The following is a 20339-nucleotide window of genomic DNA, read 5'->3' on the forward strand; positions in this document are numbered from 1 at the left end:
CATCTACTTGCCCTCGCCTTTCTCGTCGCCGGGAAGCACGTATTCCGCACCCTCCCACGGAGACATGAAGTCGAACTGGCGGTATTCCTGCGTCAGGTTCACCGGCTCGTAGACGACGCGCTTCTGCACTTCGTCGTAACGCACCTCGGTATAGCCCGTCGTCGGGAAATCCTTGCGCAGCGGATGACCGCGGAATCCATAATCCGTCAGGATGCGCCGCAGGTCGGGATGCCCGGAGAACAGGATGCCGAACATGTCGAACACTTCCCGCTCGAACCAGTTGGCCGCCGGATAGACCGGCACGATCGAGGGGACGATCTCCTCCTCACGCACGAAGGTCTTCACGCGAATCCGCTGGTTTCTGTACATCGACAGCCAGTGATAGACGACGCAGAAGCGCCGCTCGTCGCCCGGATAGTCGATCGCGGTGATGTCGATCAGCGTGGTGAAGCGGCATTGCTCGTCGGTCTTCAGGAATTCCGCCAGCGCAGGCAGATCCGAAGGCGACGCTTCGATCGTCAGCTCGTCGCGCACGATATGATGCCCCGAGACAAGCTCGGGCTGGCGCAACTCGATATGGGCGGCAAGTTCTTCGAGTTGTTCGTTCATCGCACCAGGGTCCCCGTCCGCCGGATCTTTCGCTGCAATTGCAGCAGCCCGTAAAGCAGCGCCTCCGCCGTCGGCGGGCAGCCCGGCACGTACAGGTCTACCGGCACGATCCGGTCGCAGCCGCGCACCACGGAATAGCTGTAGTGATAATAGCCGCCGCCATTCGCGCAGGATCCCATCGACAGGACGTAACGCGGCTCGGGCATCTGGTCGTAGACCTTGCGCAAGGCCGGCGCCATCTTGTTGGTCAGCGTCCCGGCAACGATCATCAGGTCCGACTGGCGGGGGGATGCGCGGGGCGCCGTGCCGAACCGCTCCATGTCATAGCGCGGCATGGCGGTGTGCATCATCTCGACCGCGCAGCAGGCCAGCCCGAACGTCATCCAGTGCAGCGAGCCGGTGCGCGCCCAGTTGATGATGTCCTCGGTGGAGGTCAGCAGGAAGCCCTTGTCCTGCAACTCTCTGTTGAGAAGCTGCGTTCCATGCTCCTTGTCCGCCCCGGCCGTGTTCATTCCGGTTTGCACGCCCATGATGTCCTCCTGGCAGGTGCCGCCGCGGGCCGGTACGCTCGCGGCCTCACTCCTGCAACGCATCTAGACGCGCCCGGGCCGGATATCAACGCGACGATCCGCGCGTCGTCGCCTGCGGCGGGAGCCGTGGAGCAGGTCTTGATCAGAGCCTGCGCATACGGGCGCGGATCGCCACGAGATGCCCTTAGATCGTGTGAGGGCGCCACAACAGATCGATCACGGCCCAAAGCACGTCACAAAATTGCGGGCGCTGACGATACGCCCGCGCCTCCCCCGCGCGGAATTCTCGCCGAAAGAATGACCAAAGCTTTGGAGCACAGACGTCGCCACATCAGCGAGACAGCCAAGATCACTCAGCCCCCGAAAGGACCGCGCGCCATCTCAAGCCTCTGGCCTCACTCCCAGTCGAGCGCGCCCTTCTTCCATTCGTAGGCGAAGCCCACCGTCAGGACCGTCAGGAAAACCATCATCGACCAGAACGCCGCATCCGTCAGACCGGCGAAGCTGACCGCCCAGGGAAACAGGAACGCGATCTCGAGGTCAAAGATGATGAACAGGATGGCGACGAGGTAGAAACGCACGTCGAACTTCATGCGTGCGTCGTCGAACGCGTTGAACCCGCATTCATAGGCCGACACCTTCTCCGGATCGGGCGCGCGCACCGCGATCAGCGCCGCCGCCGCGATCAGCACGAGGCCGAGACCCACGGCCACGCCAAGGAAGATCATGATCGGCAGGTATTCGATCAGCAGGAATTCCATCGCGGCCTCCGCATTTCGTGCCCTTCGGGTTCTAGGAGGATGCGCCGGGGCGGTCAACGACCCAAGGCGGACGCGGCCCTCAGGGAATGTCGATCCGCCGGATCCCCATCAGCGTCATCTTGACCCATGCGCCGTCGCGGCCCGACCCGTCGAGCCGGCACCACGTCTCCGCCACGTCGCAGACGTCGATACGCCCCCCCTCGCCGGGTTGCAGCTCTCCGACCGTCTCGTAATCCGTTCCGGGCCCCGCCCGCAGATTGACGATCCCGGGCGTGACGTTGCGAAATGCCTGCGTGGTGGAGAACATGCGCGGCACCATCGTCACCACGTCCGGCACCACCACGCCGGGCACCGGGAGGACCGGGGTCTGCAAGATGTCCGGGGTGCGCTCCAGCCGCGTCCCCGTCTCGATGCCCGCGCGGAGGCTCTCCGGCGCGTCCTCCAAATCGGGTGCCGGATCGGGCGCGGGGCCTGGCAGGACCTGCTCGAAGATCGGCGCTTCCGGCAGGATCGGCTCCGCCTCCGGGCCACGTCCGACCACGTTTGACATGCCGCTCATCTGGACCCAGCCCCATTTCGTGTCCGTCGAGACGAGGCACCATTCCGCCCCCTCCACACAGCGGCCCAGTTCCGCCTCCTCTCCCGGCACGAGGCGCCCCAGAACCCGGAACGTCGTTCCCGGCCCGTCATGCAGAGCCGCGGAAAAGATGTCGTCGTTGCGTACGCTCTGCGCCGCCGCGGGCACGGCGAACAGGCAAGCGAGAAACAGGAGAAGCAGTCGGGTCATGGAATTCCTTGATCGGAGGTGCGGCGGATGCCCCTTGATCCTGGCCGCCCCGCCCGGACAGGCAAGGCGGACAGGGTGTTATCCGATCACAGCATCCGCAGGAGCGCCACCGACGGCTCTCCCGTGACCGGCAGGCCGCGCGCGCGCTGGAAGGCTTCGATGGCGCGGCGGCTGTTCGGTCCGATCACGCCGTCGTCGCCCCCGGTATCGTATCCGGCCGCCGTCAGACCTCGCTGCAACTGCACCCGCTGCGATTTGACCATGCCGTAGCGATCCGGCCCGAACTCGGCGCGCAACGGCCCCGCCCCGGCGATCCGCTGCGCCAGATACCCCACGCCCAAGGCATAGGCGTCGGAATTGTTGTAACGCTTGATGATCCCGAAATTCGGCCCCGTCCGGAAGGACGGCCCGCCCGGATCCGGCGTCAGGTCGCCGCCCGCCGCCTCGTCGGCCCAAGCGCTCCCGCGTCGCCAACCCGCATCGCGCAGATAGGCCGCCGCCGAAGCCAGCGCATCGGCCGGATCCTCCGACCAGATGTCGCGCCGCCCGTCGCCGTCGAAATCGACCGCGGACTGCAGGTACGAGGTCGGGATGAACTGGGTGTGCCCCATCGCACCCGCCCAGGATCCGGTCATCCGGTCGGGCGTCGTATCGCCCGATTGCAGGATGCGCAGCGCCGCAACCAGCTGCTGCTCGAAGAAGCGGCCCCTCCGCCCGTCATAGGCGAGCGTCGAGACGGCGCTGATGACAGGAATCTCGCCGCGCCGCGTGCCGTAATTGCTCTCCACGCCCCAGATGGCCGTGACGATCTCGGCGGGCACGCCATACCGCGCCTCGATCGCCTCGAGCGTCGGGCGCCACCGCGCGAATGCGGCCCGGCCGTCGCGCACCTTGGTCTCGTTGGCGACGATGTTGAGGTAATCCTCGAAGGAACGGCGAAACTCCGTCTGGTTCCGGTCGCGCGCCACTACGCCGGGCACGAAGCCCTGCCCCCTGAACGCGCGGTCGAACGTCTCGGCACGGATCCCCTGGCTCAGCGCACGGCCCCGGAATCCCGCGACCCAGTCCGACCAGCCCGCCGTCGCCCGCGGGATCAGGTCCGGGTCCTGGGCCCGCATCCCCGGCCGGGCCGAGGTCGAGGGCGCATCGGCACAGGCCGAAAGTGGTGCGGCGGCCAGCATCAACGTAAACGTGCGGCGCGAGATGACGGAGGAGAACATGCCCGGATACCCTTCTGATGAGGAATTGCCGCCAGACTACGCGACGCGGCCGGATCGACAAGCACAAGCGCACCCGCCGGCGGCGTTCCGTCGCGCCCGCCGTCCCGAACCCCGCCCGCAGCCTACGCCGTCACTCCGTCCAGCGCGGCTTGCGTTTGTCGAAGAACGCACCGACGCCTTCTGCCGCTTCGTCGCCCTCCCATCGGGCGGCCAGCGCGGCGATACTGTCCTCAATGGCGGCATCGTCGATCACCGGGCCCAACCGCCGGGCCAGCCGCTTCGCATCCGCAACCGCCCCCGGCGCGCAGGACAGGTAGGGCGCCACCTCCGCCTCCACCGCCGCGTCCAGCTCCGCCTCGGGCACCGCGCGCGCCAGAACGCCCAGACGCACCGCCTCCGCGGCATCGAACCGGCGCGCCGACATGAAGACCCGCCGCGCCACGCCCTCGCCCAGGCGTGCGATCACGTAGGGCCCGATCGTCGCGGGAATCAGTCCCAGCCGCGTCTCGGTCAGGCCGAACATGGCCGCCTCGGCCCCGATGGCCACATCCGCGACACAGCAAAGGCCGACGCCGCCGCCAAAGGCCGCACCATTCACGCGCGCGATCAGCGGGACCGGCATTTCGTTGAGCGCGCGCAGCATGTAGGCCAGCCGCCGCCCCTCCCGCGTCCGACCCTCGGCATCCGCGTCGAACTGCGCCCGCATCCAGCGCAGGTCCCCACCCGCACAGAACGACCGCCCCGCTCCGGTCAGCACCACGACCCGCGCATCCGGCGCGGCGGCGAAGGCGGTCAACTCGTCCATCATCGCCGCCGACATGGCATTGTGCGTCTCGGGCAGGTTCAACGCCACCGTCGCCACGCCGCGCCCGTCACGCGTCACCTCGATCGTCTCCATCACGCCTCCCATTCCGGCACGGGCCGCCCCGCCGCCTCCCAGTCAACCGACACTATCCGCCGCAAAACGTTCGCGCACCGATGCCATCCACGCCCGGCGCATGCGCAACCCGTGTCAGCCACCGCGCATCGCCCGCGCCATCGCCGCCGCCTCGGCCACGATCGCGGCATCGAGGCCCGTTGCATGCCCGTTCGCCTCCAGATGCGCCATCAGCCGCTCCGTCGCGACATTGCCCGCCGCACCCGGGGCGTAGGGACAGCCGCCCAAGCCCCCCACAGCGGCATCGAAGACGCGCAATCCGCGCGCCAGCGCCACGTCCACGTTGTCGAGCGCCCGGCCCGACGTGTCGTGGAAATGTCCGGCCAAAGCCGCGGCATCCGCCTCACCCAGAACGGCGTCGAGCATCGCGTCCACCGCCTCCGGCGTCCCCCGCCCGATCGTGTCGCCAAGGCTGATCTCGTAGCAGCCAAGCGCCCGCAGCGACGCCACCACCCGCGCCACATCCGAAGGCGGCACCACACCGTCAAACGGGCAATCCGTCACGCAGGACACGTAGCCCCGGACCGCCATCCCGTCGGCCTTCGCGGCCTTGGCCACGACGGCGAACCGCTCCAGGCTCTCCGTGATCGACGCGTTGAGGTTCGCCTTCGAAAACCCCTCAGAGGCCGAGGCGAAGATCGCCACCTCGTCGGCGCCCGCATCCCGCGCGCCCTCATAACCGCGCAGGTTCGGGGCGAGCGCGGCATACCGCACGCCCGGCGCACGCGCGATCCCGGCCATGACCTCGGCGCCGTCAGCCATCTGCGGAACCCATTTCGGGCTCACGAAGCTGGCCGCCTCGATCCGCCGGAACCCCGCGCGCGACAACGTGTCGATCAGGGCGATCTTGTCGGCCGCCGGTATTTGGCGCTGCTCGTTCTGCAGACCGTCCCTTGGGCCGACCTCGAAGATTTCGACGTATTCGCTCATGCCGGCACCTCGTAGAATTCCCTGTCGTAGAGCCCTTCTTCCACCGGAAAGGCCGGCCGCGCCTCGCAGCGGGCAAGCCAGTCAACCATCGCGCCGCGCGCACCGACGCGGTGGAACCGGCGGGCCATGATCGCGGCCTGCGCCACCGCGATGTCGGCGGCCGAGAACTCCGCGAGGAGCCAGCCCGTCGTCCCCTCCCGCGCAAGCCGCATCTCGACCGCATCGAAGCACTTGCCCACCCGCGCCGCCTCCAGCTTGCACACGACCGGCGAGCGCATGGCCGCATCGCGCAGCATCAGGTGCTGCTGTGTCAGGGCTGCTGCGTGCTGGCTCATCGTCTCGGCGAAATGCAGCCAGATCAGGAAATCCGCCCGCTCGGCCTCGGCGGCCCCGCGCCCCAGCCGGGCATCGGGAAATCGCTCGCAGAGCAGCTCGATGATCGCCCCCGTCTCCCAGTAGGCCCGCCCGTCCATCTCCAGCGCGGGCACGCGCCCCACCGGGTTCAGCGCGAGGTATTCCGCGCTCCGCAGCGTCTTGTCGAACGGCCAGACACGAACCTCGTGCTCCAGCCTGAGTTCGCGGAGCAGCCACAGCACCCGCTGCGACCGCGATTGCGGAACGTGGTGAAGGACGATCTCAGACATCCGGCTTCCTTTTCCGCTTCGAAAACACGCCAAGACGGACCGGAGGCTGCCCCCTCGCCTCGATGCCGCCGGTCAAACGTCCAGCCGGATCAGCGCGGCGCCCGCCTCGACCTGCGCGCCCGCCTCGGTGAGAACCTCCGCCACAACCCCGTCATGCGGCGCACGCAGCGTGTGCTCCATCTTCATCGCCTCCAGCACGGCCAGCCGGTCGCCCGTGGCGACCTCGGCTCCGGCTTCGACGAAGACCGCCTTCACCAGGCCCGGCATCGGCGCCACGACCACGCCGTCCGACGCCCCGGCCGCAGAGGCCACCGAGAGCGGGTCCGGCACCTCGAACGTATGCGCATCGCCCCAGAACACGGTGACAGAGCCCTCGCCCGCCGCGACCTCGGCCGCGACGCGCGCGCCGTCCACGCGCCAGCCATCGGCCGCCCGCGCAATCTCGTGGCGGGCCTCATCGACTTCCACCGCATAGCACCCGCCGCCCAATCCGGTGACCCGCGCCGAAACATCCTCGCCGCGCCAGGACAGCCGCGCCGTCCAGACGAGCGGCGCCCAGAGGTGGAACCCCTCGGCCGCGACGTTGCCCGTCAGGCCCAGCGCTCCGACCGCGGCCAGCGCCCTTACCGAGGTGGGCGGGTCCATCCGCGCGGTCAGCGCCGCGACATCGCGATCGATCAGCCCGGTATCCACCTCGCCCGCCGCAAAGCCCTCATGCCCGGCCAGCGCGCGCAGGAAGGCGAGGTTCGTCACCGTCCCCGCAACCTGCGTCTGCGACAGCGCCCGATCCAGCGCCCGCAGGGCCGCACGTCGCGTTGGCCCATGCACGATCAGCTTGGCGATCATTGGGTCGTACCAAGGCGAGATCACATCCCCCGCGCGCACGCCGGTTTCGGCACGCGCGCCTTCGGGAAACCGCAAGTGGGTCAGCGTTCCGGTCTGCGGCAGGAACCCATTCGCCGCATCCTCGGCATAGAGGCGGGCCTCGAAAGAATGTCCGGTGATCGACAGATCCTCCTGCCGCGCAGGGAGGTCCTCACCGGCGGCCACGCGAAGCTGCCACTCCACCAGATCGATCCCGGTGATCGCTTCGGTCACCGGATGCTCAACCTGAAGCCTCGTGTTCATTTCCATGAAGAAGAACCGGTCGGGGCGGAGCCCGTCGGTCGCGTCCACGATGAACTCGACCGTTCCGGCGCCGGAATAGCCGATCGCCTCGGCGGCGCGCACGGCGGCCTGCCCCATCGCGTCGCGCATCTCGGGTGTCATGCCCGGGGCGGGCGCCTCCTCGATCACCTTCTGGTGGCGACGCTGGAGCGAGCAATCCCGCTCGAAGAGATGGACGGCGCGCGTTCCGTCGCCGAAAACCTGCACCTCGATATGGCGGGGCGTGGCGACGAATTTCTCGATGAGGACGGCCTCGTTGCCGAAGGCCTTGGCCGCCTCCGAACGCGCCGCGTTCAGCGCATCGGCGAAATCGGCTTCGGCATCGACGCGCCGCATGCCCTTGCCGCCGCCGCCGGCGACGGCCTTGATGAGAACCGGCCACCCGATCTTCGCGGCCTCCTGCGCCAGGCGGACATCGGCCTGATCGACGCCGTGGTACCCCGGCACGACGGGCACCCCGGCCTCTTCCATCGCCTTCTTGGCCGCATCCTTGAGGCCCATGGCCCGGATCGCGTCGGCCGAGGGGCCGATAAAGGTCAGCCCGGCCGCCGTGACCGCCTCGACGAAGTCGGGATTCTCGCTGAGGAACCCGTAGCCCGGGTGGATCGCCTGCGCCCCGGTGGCGTGCGCGGCCGCGATGATGGCGTCGCCGCGCAGGTAGCTTTCGGCGGGCGCGGCGCCGCCCAGCGACACCGCCTCGTCGGCCATCGCCACGTGCCGCGCATCGCGGTCCACGTCGGAATGCACCGCCACGGTCGACACGCCGAGCCGCCGGCACGTATCGATCACGCGGCAGGCGATCTCGCCCCTGTTGGCGATAAGGATCTTGGCGAACATCAGGAAATCTCCATCACGTCTTTAACGGCCTGCGGCAGGGGCCATGCCTCCGGGTCGCCGCCCTCGGCGGCAAGTTCGGGATGCAGGCGCAGATCCAGCGACGCGAGCGCCGCATCGGTCGCCTTCTGCACGCGCGCGATCTGCGTCTCCAGAATCGCGGGGCCGTCCGGATCTGGCGCATCGCGCCCGCGCCCCGCCGCCAGACCCGCGGCCCCGATCAGCACGCTGACCGCGAGGCCCGCAGGCGTGGCGCGCATCGCCAGAAGCGTCCCCTGCGCCGCGAGCGTCAGGACCAGGCCCATCCCCTGTCGCGCCTCGCGGTCGGACGGGACCTCACCGTCGGCGTCGAACTGGGCGCGCGCCGCGTCGATCTCGGCCGTCACGATCCGGCGCAGCGTCTGGCGCAGACCCGTCCGATCCACGTCGGCACGCCCGGACCAGACGACCAGACGCGGCACGCCCTCGTGCGCCGCGGCCACGAAAGCGGCGAAGTCGAAAATCGTCTCGTAATAATCCGGTCGGTCGTCGGGATGGATCAGCCAGACCGACACCTCGGATCCCGTCAATCCGCCCGACGCGACCCGCGGAACGCGCGTCGGGCCGGGGCGCGGCCCCCAAGGCGGAACGGCGGCGTTCACGGCTTGGTCCCGCCGGATGCAGCCCCGCCGCGCAGGGTCAGGCCGACCGCGCGCACCTGGCTCCGGGCGATATGCGGGCAAAGCCGTCGCATCGTCACATCCGGAACACGCCGAAGCGCGTCTCCTCCACGGGCGCGTTCAACGCCGCCCGCAGCGACAGCGCCAGCACGTCGCGGCTCTTGCGCGGATCGACGACTCCGTCATCCCAAAGCCGGGCGGAGGCATAGAGCGGATGCGATTGCCGGGCGAACATCTCCTCGGTGGGACGCTTGAAGGCGGCCTCCTCCTCGGGCGACCATTCCTGGCCCGCCCGCTCCATCGCGTCGCGCTTGACGGTGGCCAGAACGCCGGCCGCCTGCGCGCCGCCCATGACCGAGATGCGCGAATTGGGCCACGTCCACAGGAAACGCGGCTGATAGGCGCGCCCGGACATGCCGTAATTGCCCGCCCCGAAACTGCCGCCCACCAGCATCGTCACCTTGGGTACGGAGGTCGTGGCCACCGCCGTCACCATCTTGGCGCCGTGTCGGGCGATGCCCTCGTTCTCGTATTTGCGACCGACCATAAAGCCCGTGATGTTCTGCAGGAACACCAGCGGGATCGCGCGCTGCGAACACAGCTCGACGAAATGCGCGCCCTTCTGCGCGGCCTCGGAAAACAGGACTCCGTTGTTGGCGACGATCCCGACCGGCATCCCCCGCACATGCGCGAACCCGGTCACCAGCGTCTCGCCGAACCGCGCCTTGAACTCGTCGAAGCGCGATCCGTCGACCAGCCGGGCGATCACCTCCCGGATGTCATAGGGCGTCGAAAGGCTCGCCGGAACGACGTCCAGAATCTCCTCGGGATCGTAAAGGGGCGGATCGGAATCATCCGATTCCAGTATGTTACGAGAATTACCCATGGGTAATCCGAGGCTGCGCACCGCGTCGCGGGCAAGGGCCAATGCATGCGCATCGTCCTCCGCCAGATAATCCGCCACCCCCGACAGACGCGTATGCACGTCGCCGCCACCCAGATCCTCGGCCGTCACGACCTCGCCCGTCGCAGCCTTCACCAAAGGCGGCCCGGCAAGGAAGATCGTCCCCTGCTCGCGCACGATGATCGACACGTCCGACATGGCGGGCACATAGGCGCCGCCCGCCGTGCACGACCCCATGACCACGGCGATCTGCGCGATGCCCTTGGCCGACATCCGGGCCTGGTTGTAAAAGATGCGCCCGAAATGGTCGCGGTCCGGAAACACCTCGTCCTGATTGGGCAGGTTCGCCCCGCCGCTATCGACGAGGTAGATGCAGGGCAGTCGGCACTCCTCGGCGATCTCCTGGGCGCGCAGGTGCTTCTTGACGGTGACGGGATAGTAGGTGCCGCCCTTTACCGTCGCGTCGTTGCACACGACCATGACCTGCCGCCCGTGGACGACGCCGATCCCCGCGATCGCACCGCCGCCGGGCGCCGCACCGTCATACATGCCGTGGCCCGCGAAGGCGCCGACCTCCAGAAAGGGCGAGCCGGGATCGAGCAGGTTCGCCACCCGTTCGCGCGGCAGCATCTTGCCGCGGGAGAGGTGACGGGCGCGTGCCTTCTCGCCACCGCCCGCCGCCGCGGCCTCGGCCGCCTCACGGATATCTGCCAACGCGCCGAGATGCGCCTCGCGGTTGGCGCGCGCCTCCTCGGAATTGGGGATGAGGGCGGACGTGAGCTTCATGGAGCCCCCCTTGATGTGTTGCGCTGTGTCATCGGTTCATCCCCTCGGGTGTGGTCATCGACGAGGGCACGATACGGCGTGACGCCATGTTGCGCGTCAGACCCGATCCGGCAAAAGGTCGGGGCATGAGGCCGTCGGGACGGGTCCGGAAGACCGATATGCAACGGATCGTCGTATTCTTCGACAAGCCGGTGAGGCCCGAAACAGGCAGTTTGCCCCGGAGAGAGTTCGGCGTAGGGACCCCCATCCGTTTCGCCGCGCCCTGTCGAAGCCTCGCCGTACAAGGCCGCCACATGCCAGGCCTCAACTTGATCCTCAATCGACCTGCGCCGCTCCGCCTGCCGATCGAGGTTCACATAAAAAACCGGTCCCGCATTCCGGACACAAGTCGGCGGAGCTATAAGCCCGATATCTGATCCCGTTCGGTTCATTCGCTCAAATCCTTTTTCACCTGTTCCAGTTCCCGGTCGAGGAAAAAGGAGATGAGCGAGCGGATGATGACCAGCAGCCCGAGGAAGACGAGATCGATCATCGCGAGGCTGAGCGCGGTGTGGATGATGTCGGACACGATCAGCAGCTCGAGCCCGCCCAGAATATAGCGTCCGAGCTCTACCCGCTCGCCGTTGACGATGCGCACGCGCTGCATGCTGTCGCGGGTGATCTCGGCGTGCAGGAAGCCTACGATGAAACGGACGGCACCGATCACGAGGATCAGACAGGCGAAGACGTCGATTGTGACCACGCCCCATTCGAGCGCGGTCACCAACCAGTCCAGCTGCTCGTGCAGGAAGCTTGCCTCGCGCTCGTAGGCCAGCCAGCCTTCGAGGGTGTCCCTGTGCTCCATTCAGCGCGGCCCCAGCACGTCGTGAACGACATCGGCAACGGCGGTGATGGCACGCAAGCGCGCCGTCTCCGCCAGAAGCTCGCAGACCGCACCCGCGCTCACCTCCTCGGAAAGGTGCGTCATCAGATCGCGCTCAAGGTCGCCGTCGGCGCAGGCGCCGGTGCCGTCTTCCTTGAGATACAGCCTGTAGGCCTCCACGAGGCGATTGCCCTCCGCCTCCGGCAGCCGCGCCGCGGCGGCATCGACCATGTCCGCGGAGAAGGTTCCCGCGACGGCGGCAGCGCGTTCGCTCAAGGTCTGGCTGGCCTGCACGACGCAGGCGGTTGCGGGGGCCGTGTCGCAACGCGCCAGCGCCTCGCGCAAGCAGGCCTGCTCCGCGCCGGCGGTGCCGGCCGTTTCGATGACGCAGGCGGCGGGATCGTCCTGCGCGAGCGCGGGCACGGGCAGAAGGAGAGCGAGGAGCGCGAGCACCCTCACCCCATCGCTCCCATCAATTCCCGACCCACCAACATGCGGCGGATTTCGGATGTGCCCGCCCCGATCTCCATCAGCTTCGCGTCGCGGAAGATGCGGCTGACCGGCGTGTCGTTCATGAAGCCCGCGCCGCCCATGGCCTGCACCGCCTGATGGGCCTGCTTCATCGCCTCCTCGGACGCGTAGAGCACACAGGCGGCGGCGTCCTGTCGGGTCACCTGTCCGCGGTCACAGGCCTTGGCAACCTCATAGACATAGGCCCGCGCGGAATTCATCGCCGTGTACATGTCGGCAATCTTGCCCTGCATGAGCTGGAACGAGCCGATGGGCGATCCGAACTGCTTGCGCTCGGCGAGGTAGGGCATCACCTCGTCGAGACAGGCCGCCATGATGCCGGTGCCGATGCCCGACAGGACCACGCGCTCGTAATCGAGGCCGGACATGAGGACGCGCACGCCGCCGCCTTCCTGCCCCAGCACGTTTTCGAACGGAACCTCGACATCCTCGAAAACCAGTTCCGCGGTGTTCGAGCCGCGCATGCCGAGCTTGTCGAAATGCGGCGAGGCGGAGAAGCCCGCCATCGACCGCTCGATTAGAAAGGCGGTAATGCCCTTCGAACCGGCATCGGGATCGGTCTTGGCATAGACCACCAACGTCTCTGCGTCGGGTCCGTTGGTAATCCAGTACTTGGTGCCGTTGAGGATGTAGCGGTCGTTGCGCTTCTCGGCGCGCAGCTTCATCCCGACGACGTCCGACCCCGCCCCCGCCTCGGACATGGCCAGCGCGCCGACATGCTCGCCGGAGATCAGGCCTGGCAGATATTTCGCCTTCTGCTCCGCATTGCCGTTCAGCGCGATCTGGTTGACACAGAGATTGCTGTGGGCGCCGTAGCTCAGCGAGACGGAGGCGGAGGCGCGGGCGATCTCCTCGATGGCGACGGTATGCGCGAGATAGCCCATTCCCGCACCGCCATCGGCCTCGGGCACCGTGATGCCGAGGAGGCCCAGCTCGCCCATCTCGGTCCACAATTCCCGCGGGAAATCGTTGTCGCGGTCGATCTGCGCGGCCATCGGCTTGACGCGATCCTGCGCCCAGCGATGGACCATCTCGCGCAGCGCCGCGACGTCCTCGCCCAGATCGAAGTTCATGCTCGCGTTGAACATCCGCTTCCCCTCCCAGGAATTGAACAAGCGTTCAATAGATAGCGTGTGGCCGCGCCGCCGTCCAGCGGGTGCGCGCCTCAATCAGGTTAGGCTCGAAGGTCCGCCGCCAGCAAGGGCGACCTCGTGCGCGAGATTCCGTCCGGGTCCCGCATGATTTGTCTTGTCGAGGTCAGGGCATGTGCGGGCCGATCGGGCAGCCGCAGCGTCTTGGCCGGCATTGCCTCCGAGCCGGTCCATGAGAGCCGCGCCGAAGCCGGAGACAGGGGATTACACCGCAAGCAACCGCCGGTGCCCCCAGATGCGGCGGTTTCGCCCGAAACGGCGGGACCAAAGGCCGCTGCGAGATGGATCCTGCCGGCCGCGGCACGCTTCGAGCGAAGCGGCACGTCCGGCCGAGACCCGTCGGCTTCAGAGCCCGACCACCTGCAGCGCGGTTTCGAGCTGCGAATAATCCTGCAGCAGCGCATCGGGCCGCAGATCGGCGACATTGCCCGCGCCCGGTCCGAAGGTGACGAGGATGCAGGGCAAGCCCGCCTCATGCGCCGTTTCCCGATCGGTTTCGGTATCGCCGATCATCGCGGCGCGCGACATGTCGCCGCCCGCCTCGCGCACCGCCTCGATCAGATGGTCGGGATGCGGCTTGCGCACCTCCAGTCGGTCGGCGCCGACGAGGCTGTCGAACAGGTCGCTTGCATCGAGGGCATCCATCAGCTTCCGCGCCAGCCCCTCGGGCTTGTTGGTGCAGATGCCAACGGCATCACCCGCCGCGCGCAGGCGGCGCACCGCGTCGAGCGCGCCGGGATAGAAGACCGTGTGCGTGCAAATGTCGCGCTCATAAGCGTCGAGCAGCGGCTGGTAGCCGGCGTCGACCTGCGCCTCGTCCACCTCGCCCTTGCGCGAGAAACCCAGCCGCAGCATCGCCCGCCCGCCCCGGAGGGCCGTCGCCCGATCCTCGTCGGCCTGCGGGTCGAGGCGGATATCGTGGCCGAGTTCGGCAAAGGCAGCATTGGCCGCCGCTATGAGATCCTGCGATGTGTCGCACAGGGTCCCGTCGAGGTCGAAGATCACGCATCGTTTCATCTGGGCATCCTTTTGCGGTAGCCGGGTTGCGGCAGGTCCCCGTGCGGGTAGAACGGCGGACGACTGAGGGAAAGGGCCACCATGCCGACAGCTTTGATCGTTCTCGCCGCCGGGCGCGGTAGCCGGATGCTGTCGGACCGGGCCAAGGTTCTGCACGAGGTGGCCCATGCGCCGCTTCTGGCGCATGCGCTCCGGGCAGGGGAAAGCATCGCGCCCGAGCGGACGGTGATCGTCGCGGGCCATGACGGCGACGCGGTCGTGGCCGCCGCGCGCGCGCATGATCCCGGCGCCGTCGTGGTGCGCCAGACGGAGCAGCTCGGGACAGCGCATGCCGTCGCGCAAGCGCGCGATGCGCTGGCCGGATTCGAGGGCGACGTGATCGTTCTTTATGGCGATACGCCCTTCATCCGGCCCGCGACGCTCGAGTCGATGCTGGCTGCGCGGACGGCCGGCGCCGACGTCGTCGTCCTCGGCTTCGAGGCCGCCGATCCGGGCCGCTATGGCCGTCTGGTGGCACAGGGCGACCGGCTGGAGCGGATCGTGGAGGCTAAGGACGCCTCGGCCGAGGAATTGTCGATCCGGCTGTGCAATTCCGGTGTGATCGCCGCCGATGCAGGTGTTCTCTTCAGCCTGCTCGACCAGGTCGGGTGCGACAACGCGGCCGGGGAATATTACCTCACGGACATCATCGCGCTGGCCCGTGCAGGCCGCATGTCGGCGCGGCTCGTCACCTGCCCCGAGGCGGAAACGATGGGTGTGAACACGCGCGCAGACCTTGCCGCCGCCGAGGCCGCTTTCCAGCGGCGCATGCGCGACGAGGTGATGGCGACGGGCGCCACCCTGACCGCGCCCGAGACGGTATTTTTCGCCCACGATACGATTGTCGGTCATGACGTCGTGATCGAGCCGAACGTCGTGTTCGGCCCCGGCGTGACGCTCGAGGATGGCGCGGTGATCCGCGCCTTCAGCCATCTGGAAGGATGCCGCGTCGCGGGCGCCTGCGTGGTGGGGCCCTATGCGCGCCTGCGCCCCGGTACCGAACTTGCGCGCGGCGCGCGGGTCGGAAACTTCGTCGAGGTGAAGGCCGCGCGGATCGCCGCGGGCGCGAAACTCAACCACCTGAGCTATGTCGGCGATGCCGATGTGGGCGCGCGCGCCAATATCGGCGCCGGGACGATCACCTGCAACTATGACGGCGTCTTCAAACACCGGACCGAGATCGGCGCGGAAGCCTTCATCGGATCGAATACCGCACTGGTCGCGCCGGTCCGTGTGGGCGCGGGGGCCATGACCGGGTCGGGCAGCGTGGTGACCGAGGACGTGCCGGACGGGGCGCTGGCACTGGGCCGGGCGAAGCAGATCAACAAGGACGGCCTTGCGGCGCGGCTGATGGCCCGTCTGCGGATGGCCAAGACGCGGGAGCGCAACTGACATGTGCGGCATCATCGGAATTCTGGGCAATCACCAAGCCGCGCCCATCATGGTCGAGGCGCTCAAGCGGCTGGAATATCGCGGCTACGACAGCGCCGGCATCGCAACGGTCAATGACGGTGCGCTGGACCGGCGGCGGGCCGTGGGCAAGCTGGTAAACCTGGCCGACTTGCTGGTGACCGATCCGCTGCAGGGCTTTGCGGGGATCGGGCATACCCGCTGGGCCACCCATGGCGCGCCGAGCGTGTCGAACGCGCACCCGCACCGCGCAGGCCGCGTGGCTGTGGTGCATAATGGCATAATCGAGAACTTCCGCGAGTTGCGCGCCGAACTCGACGGCCCGTGGGAGAGCGAGACCGACACCGAGACGGTCGTGCGCTTGTGCGAACGGTTTCTGGACGAGGGACTGACGCCCGAAGCCGCCGCCTTCGCCACGATCAACCGGCTGGAGGGGGCCTACGCGCTCTGCTTCCTGTTCGAAGGACAGCCCGATCTGCTGGTCTGCGCCCGGGCCGGGTCGCCTTTGGCCATCGGACACGGGTCCGGCGAAATGTATGTCGGCTCGGATGCCATCGCCCTGGGTCCGCTGACCGACCGGCTGACCTACCTGGAAGAGGGAGATCGTGCGGTCGTGACGCGTGCGGGCGTCCGCATCTTTGATGCCGAGGGGCAGCAGACGCACCGCGAAATGCGGCGTATCGCCGTCGACGCGGCTCGGATCGAGAAGGCCGGACACCGGCATTTCATGGCCAAGGAGATCCATGAACAGCCGCAGACCCTGTCGGACGTTCTGGCCGCCTATCTCGACGGCGACCGCGTGGCGCCGCCGGTCGATCACGACTTCGCCGCCGCCGACCGGGTGGTGATGGTGGCCTGCGGAACCGCGAATTTCGCGTGCTCGGTCGCCAAGTACTGGTTCGAGGGGCTGGCGCGGATGCCGGTCGATGTCGATATCGCGTCGGAATATCGCTACCGCGAGGGTCCCGTCAGCCCTGCCTCCACCGCGCTTTTCGTCAGCCAGTCCGGCGAGACGGCGGACACGCTGGCCGCACTGCGTTACGCGCGTGGCAAGGCGGCGGCGATCGTGTCGGTCGTCAACGTTACCACCTCGTCTATCGCGCGCGAAAGTGACGTGGCACTGCCGATCCTCGCAGGCGTCGAGGTCGGCGTGGCATCGACGAAAGCCTTCGTGAATCAGCTCGCGGTGCTGCTTTGCCTCGCGATCCGCGCGGGAGTGCAGCGCGGCGTGATCGACTCTGAACGGGAAGCGGCGCTGGTAGCGGGCTTGCGGCGCCTGCCGGGCCTGATGTCGCAGGCAATGGCCATTGAGACGCGCTGTGAAGAACTGGCCTCGCGGCTGGCAGAAGCATCGGATGTGCTGTTTCTCGGCCGCGGGCTGATGTTCCCGATGGCGCATGAAGGCGCTCTGAAGCTCAAGGAGATCAGCTACATCCACGCCGAAGCCTATGCGTCGGGTGAACTCAAGCACGGGCCGATTGCCTTGGTGGATCGGACGCTTCCGGTGGTGGTGCTGGCGCCGACGGATGCGCTCTTCGACAAGACCGTCAGCAACATGCAGGAAGTCATGGCGCGCGAGGGACAGGTCCTTCTGGTGACGGATTCCGAGGGCGCCGCCCGCGCATCCGAGGGCGTCTGGCAGACTCTCGTGATGCCCGCGATCGACCCGCTGATGGCGCCAATCCTCTATGCCGTACCGGCACAGCTGCTGGCCTATCATACGGCTGTCCACAAAGGCACCGATGTCGACCAGCCGAGGAACCTCGCCAAGTCCGTTACCGTCGAATAGGATGGAAAGCCGGCGCGCCCGACAGACAATGGTTCGTGGCGGATCTATTGCCCAGAGCAAAGTATGGATCGCTCGCGAAGTGTCGCCGACAGTACTGCATTAGCGATCGAACTGTGACTGCCGCGGGCGCGGACCTGATGGGGCCCCGCCTGTGAGACATCTCGGGCGGGCGCGCGGTCGGCCGACAGGTATTCGGCAGGGCCGTGTGTTGGCACGAGTCAGACGCATCTACAGAACGCTCAGACTGCAAACACATTCTTTGCCGAACCTGGCCAGTCCGCACGCTCCGATATTTCCGCCGCATCCCGAGCGAAACGGGCTTCGTCTTCTTTCGTCGCCATACCTGAATACACGCCGCGCCGCCCCTCTGCCGCGACCTCGTCGGAGAGAACAGGAATGCCTTCAAAGGCGGAAACGATCGCGGCAAGTGCGGCGGCTTGCGCATGAAGCGCCTCGGTCGCGGCCGCCGTGTTTTCGAAGATGACGGCGTTGGCCTGCGTCTCGTCGCCGAGTGCGGCGGTCGAGGCATCGATCTCGGAAATGGTGCAGGCCTGCTGCTTGGCCGACAGCGCGATGCCATCCATGCGTTCGGCGGTCCGGTCCACCCCCTCGGAGATATCGGCCAACGCCGCCCCGAGATCGTCGACCAGCTTTCCGCCATTGTCGACCTGACGAGCGCTGTCGGCAATGAGGTCGGATATGTTGCGTGCCGCCGCCGCGGACCGTCTGGCGAGATCGCGCACCTCGGTTGCGACGACGGCGAACCCCTTGCCCGCCTCCCCCGCCCGCGCAGCTTCGACCCCGGCATTAAGCGACAGCAGGTTCGTCTGGAATGCGATGTCGTCGATGAGATGCGTGATCTTGGAAATTTCGGCGGACGCGTCGCGGATTCCATGCATCGCCGCAACCGTCCGTTCCAGAACCACGTGGCTGGCCCGAACGCGTTCGCGCATCTCGCAGATATTGCCGTTGGCGAGTTCGGCCGTGTCGGCGGTCTCTCCCACGGCGGATGAAAGGGCACTGGTGGCGGCGGCCGTCTCTTCGAGGGAGGCGGCGTTACGCTCCGTCCGATCGGACAGATCCGCGGCCGCACTTGCCAGTTCGGCGGCGGAATGGTCGATGGTGCGGCTGCTGCGGTCAATGCGGCCGATGACTGTCGCGAGGCTTTCGGCAGTGGCGTTCACGGTTTCGCGCATGACCTCGAAGATCCCGGCGCCGGATCCGGTCATGCGATGGTCAAGCTGCCCCGCCGCCAGTGCCTCAAGCGCAGTGCGCACCTCGTTGAGATTGCGTTCGGTCACCTCGCCGATGCGGTTGAGACCGCCGCAGATATCCGCGATGGCGCCTTCCTTGCCCTCGGGGTCGAGACGCTGGCCGAAATCACCCTCGGCACAGGCGACGACAACGGCAGAGATCTCCTCTACCACCGCATTTTCCTTCGCAAGCTGCGCCTCGCGGAGAGCCAGACTCTCGGCGGCGGTCCTCTCCTTTTCCTCAGACCGGATCCGCTCGTACTCCGCGGCCTCGTGTTCGGCCGCGCGGCGTGCCGTCTCGCGCTCGTCGGCCGCTTCCTTTTCGCGGGCAAGGACGCGATCGCGAAAGCGCGCGATGGCAGCCGCCACATCGGTGACCTCGGTATAGCGGACATTCGCCATACCGGCATCCGCCCGCCCTTCCGCTAGTGAACAGATCACCTGCGCAGTCTGATGCCACGGCTCGCGGAGGCGCCGCGCGACGCGGACCGAAAAGAGCAGCGCAGCCACCAATGTCGCGAGGACGAGACCGATGCAGACGTAAAGCAGACGCCGGTTCGTGGCCGCGATTTCGGCCTTGCGGGCGGTGACCTCGTCTTCGATCGCGACGACGGCATCGTCGAGACGCGGTTCGATATCCGCGAGGAAGGAAACCACGTCGCGTCGGGCCGCACGCTCCTGCCGATACGTCGTCGCGTAGCGCCACATGGCGATCTGGTAACTCTCGAGCGCGGAGAGGGCCTCCTCGCGCCGCATGGAGGAAGGAAATTCCGCCGACGGCCGTGCGCGAAACGCGTCGATGACGGCGTTGAGACGCTCGAGATGGATGGGATTGCCGGTCAGGAAGAAGTCGTTCTGATGAACCTGCATTTCCAGGGTCAGCCGCCGCAGGATCGGCGCGCTGCCTCGGCTCAGCGGGCGCTCGGCCGCTTCGATCGCCTCGCGGACCTCCCCCTCCAGGCCGCCACTTCGATCAAGGCCAAGTGTCTCGTTCCGGTCCAGCAGCACGCCGAAGGCCGAACCGTAACGTTGCAGCGGCTCGCGCAACGCGGCGAGACTGTCGGTAGCCCTGCTTTCCAGCCCGGCGATGCGAGACTCGATCTCGTCGACCTGCGCCGTGAGGCGCTTGAGGACCTCGGCATGCCGCTCGGCCTCGGCCATGTCATGGGTGAGCAGAAAGTTCATTTCGGCCCGCTTGGCCGCCATGAACTGCGCCTCCAGGGCGTCGGTGCCGGCATGCAACTCCTCCCACCGGGCGATTTCCGCAGCGGCCTGCGCATCCAGGTGGGCCTTGAGGAGAAACGCCGCGGCAACGATCACCAGCGTGCCGAGTGGCAAGAAAACAAGCTTGCGGATGTCGTGGGCAATCGAATGTACGGCCATGGGAATCTCGTATTGACGGTAGACCGACTCGTAGCGGCGAAAGCTGAACGGTTTCTTACTGATACGCGTCTGCTCACAGGTTGCCGCAGAAGCCGGGCGCCCTCTTCACGACATCCTATGGATCTCGGCCATGAGC

General features: G+C 67.6%; 18 protein-coding genes. 2 read left to right on the forward strand and 16 right to left on the reverse strand.

Annotated features, from left to right (window positions below; all coding sequences use genetic code 11):
* Window positions 1-3: 3 nt before the first annotated feature.
* The 15 genes from JSE7799_RS04790 to JSE7799_RS04860 all read right to left on the reverse strand — a co-directional run bounded on the left by JSE7799_RS04790 (window position 4) and on the right by JSE7799_RS04860 (window position 14329).
* On the reverse strand, window positions 4-609 hold the full coding sequence (locus JSE7799_RS04790; protein ID WP_055662597.1) for an NADH-quinone oxidoreductase subunit C: 606 nt from the start codon (window positions 607-609) through the stop codon (window positions 4-6).
* Entirely contained in the window at window positions 606-1139 is a 534-nt protein-coding gene (locus JSE7799_RS04795) for a NuoB/complex I 20 kDa subunit family protein (RefSeq protein ID WP_055662598.1), read from the reverse strand. The genes JSE7799_RS04790 and JSE7799_RS04795 overlap by 4 nt, the downstream gene beginning before the upstream one ends.
* A 395-nt stretch (window positions 1140-1534) precedes the next feature.
* Window positions 1535-1900 carry an NADH-quinone oxidoreductase subunit A gene (locus JSE7799_RS04800; RefSeq protein WP_055662599.1) on the reverse strand — a complete coding sequence of 122 codons (366 nt, stop codon included), beginning with the start codon at window positions 1898-1900 and terminating at the stop codon, window positions 1535-1537.
* Window positions 1901-1979: 79 nt separating this feature from the next.
* Window positions 1980-2687 (reverse strand): SH3 domain-containing protein, encoded by a 708-nt coding sequence (locus tag JSE7799_RS04805; RefSeq protein ID WP_055662600.1) that lies wholly within the window; start codon window positions 2685-2687, stop codon window positions 1980-1982.
* Between the two features lie 86 nt (window positions 2688-2773).
* On the reverse strand, window positions 2774-3907 hold the full coding sequence (locus tag JSE7799_RS04810) for a lytic murein transglycosylase (RefSeq protein ID WP_055662601.1): 1134 nt from the start codon (window positions 3905-3907) through the stop codon (window positions 2774-2776).
* A 130-nt stretch (window positions 3908-4037) separates the two neighbouring features.
* Entirely contained in the window at window positions 4038-4808 is a 771-nt protein-coding gene (locus JSE7799_RS04815) for a crotonase/enoyl-CoA hydratase family protein (protein WP_144431561.1), read from the reverse strand.
* Window positions 4809-4919: 111 nt separating this feature from the next.
* Window positions 4920-5774: a hydroxymethylglutaryl-CoA lyase gene (locus tag JSE7799_RS04820; protein ID WP_055662603.1), complete on the reverse strand. Its 855-nt coding sequence runs from the start codon at window positions 5772-5774 to the stop codon at window positions 4920-4922.
* Window positions 5771-6418, reverse strand: a complete 648-nt coding sequence (locus JSE7799_RS04825; RefSeq protein ID WP_055662604.1) for a glutathione S-transferase family protein — start codon at window positions 6416-6418, stop codon at window positions 5771-5773. The genes JSE7799_RS04820 and JSE7799_RS04825 overlap by 4 nt, the downstream gene beginning before the upstream one ends.
* A gap of 72 nt (window positions 6419-6490) precedes the next feature.
* Entirely contained in the window at window positions 6491-8422 is a 1932-nt protein-coding gene (locus JSE7799_RS04830) for an acetyl-CoA carboxylase biotin carboxylase subunit (RefSeq protein WP_055662605.1), read from the reverse strand.
* Window positions 8422-9060, reverse strand: coding sequence for a hypothetical protein (locus tag JSE7799_RS04835; RefSeq protein ID WP_055662606.1), 639 nt, complete (start codon window positions 9058-9060; stop codon window positions 8422-8424). The genes JSE7799_RS04830 and JSE7799_RS04835 overlap by 1 nt, the downstream gene beginning before the upstream one ends.
* 94 nt (window positions 9061-9154) lie before the next feature.
* Window positions 9155-10768: a carboxyl transferase domain-containing protein gene (locus JSE7799_RS04840; protein ID WP_055662607.1), complete on the reverse strand. Its 1614-nt coding sequence runs from the start codon at window positions 10766-10768 to the stop codon at window positions 9155-9157.
* Window positions 10769-11195: 427 nt separating this feature from the next.
* Window positions 11196-11612, reverse strand: coding sequence for a DUF1622 domain-containing protein (locus JSE7799_RS04845; RefSeq protein WP_055662608.1), 417 nt, complete (start codon window positions 11610-11612; stop codon window positions 11196-11198).
* Window positions 11613-12089: a hypothetical protein gene (locus tag JSE7799_RS04850; protein ID WP_144431562.1), complete on the reverse strand. Its 477-nt coding sequence runs from the start codon at window positions 12087-12089 to the stop codon at window positions 11613-11615.
* On the reverse strand, window positions 12086-13249 hold the full coding sequence (locus JSE7799_RS04855) for an isovaleryl-CoA dehydrogenase (RefSeq protein WP_055662610.1): 1164 nt from the start codon (window positions 13247-13249) through the stop codon (window positions 12086-12088). The genes JSE7799_RS04850 and JSE7799_RS04855 overlap by 4 nt, the downstream gene beginning before the upstream one ends.
* A 408-nt stretch (window positions 13250-13657) precedes the next feature.
* Window positions 13658-14329 (reverse strand): HAD-IA family hydrolase, encoded by a 672-nt coding sequence (locus JSE7799_RS04860; protein WP_055662611.1) that lies wholly within the window; start codon window positions 14327-14329, stop codon window positions 13658-13660.
* An 81-nt stretch (window positions 14330-14410) separates the two neighbouring features.
* Here JSE7799_RS04860 and glmU point away from each other — a divergent pair, with 81 nt between their 5' ends.
* Window positions 14411-15760: a bifunctional UDP-N-acetylglucosamine diphosphorylase/glucosamine-1-phosphate N-acetyltransferase GlmU gene (gene glmU / locus JSE7799_RS04865; RefSeq protein WP_055662612.1), complete on the forward strand. Its 1350-nt coding sequence runs from the start codon at window positions 14411-14413 to the stop codon at window positions 15758-15760.
* 1 nt (window position 15761) lies between these two features.
* Complete coding sequence (gene glmS / locus JSE7799_RS04870) at window positions 15762-17567, forward strand: glutamine--fructose-6-phosphate transaminase (isomerizing) (protein WP_055662613.1); 1806 nt, start codon at window positions 15762-15764, stop codon at window positions 17565-17567.
* A 239-nt stretch (window positions 17568-17806) separates the two neighbouring features.
* On the opposite strand, the gene JSE7799_RS04875 is transcribed toward glmS, so the two are convergent.
* Window positions 17807-20203, reverse strand: coding sequence for a methyl-accepting chemotaxis protein (locus JSE7799_RS04875; protein WP_055662614.1), 2397 nt, complete (start codon window positions 20201-20203; stop codon window positions 17807-17809).
* Window positions 20204-20339 lie beyond the last annotated feature (136 nt).

It is taken from the genome of Jannaschia seosinensis, from assembly GCF_001408515.1.
Classification (GTDB): Bacteria; Pseudomonadota; Alphaproteobacteria; order Rhodobacterales; family Rhodobacteraceae; genus Jannaschia; species Jannaschia seosinensis.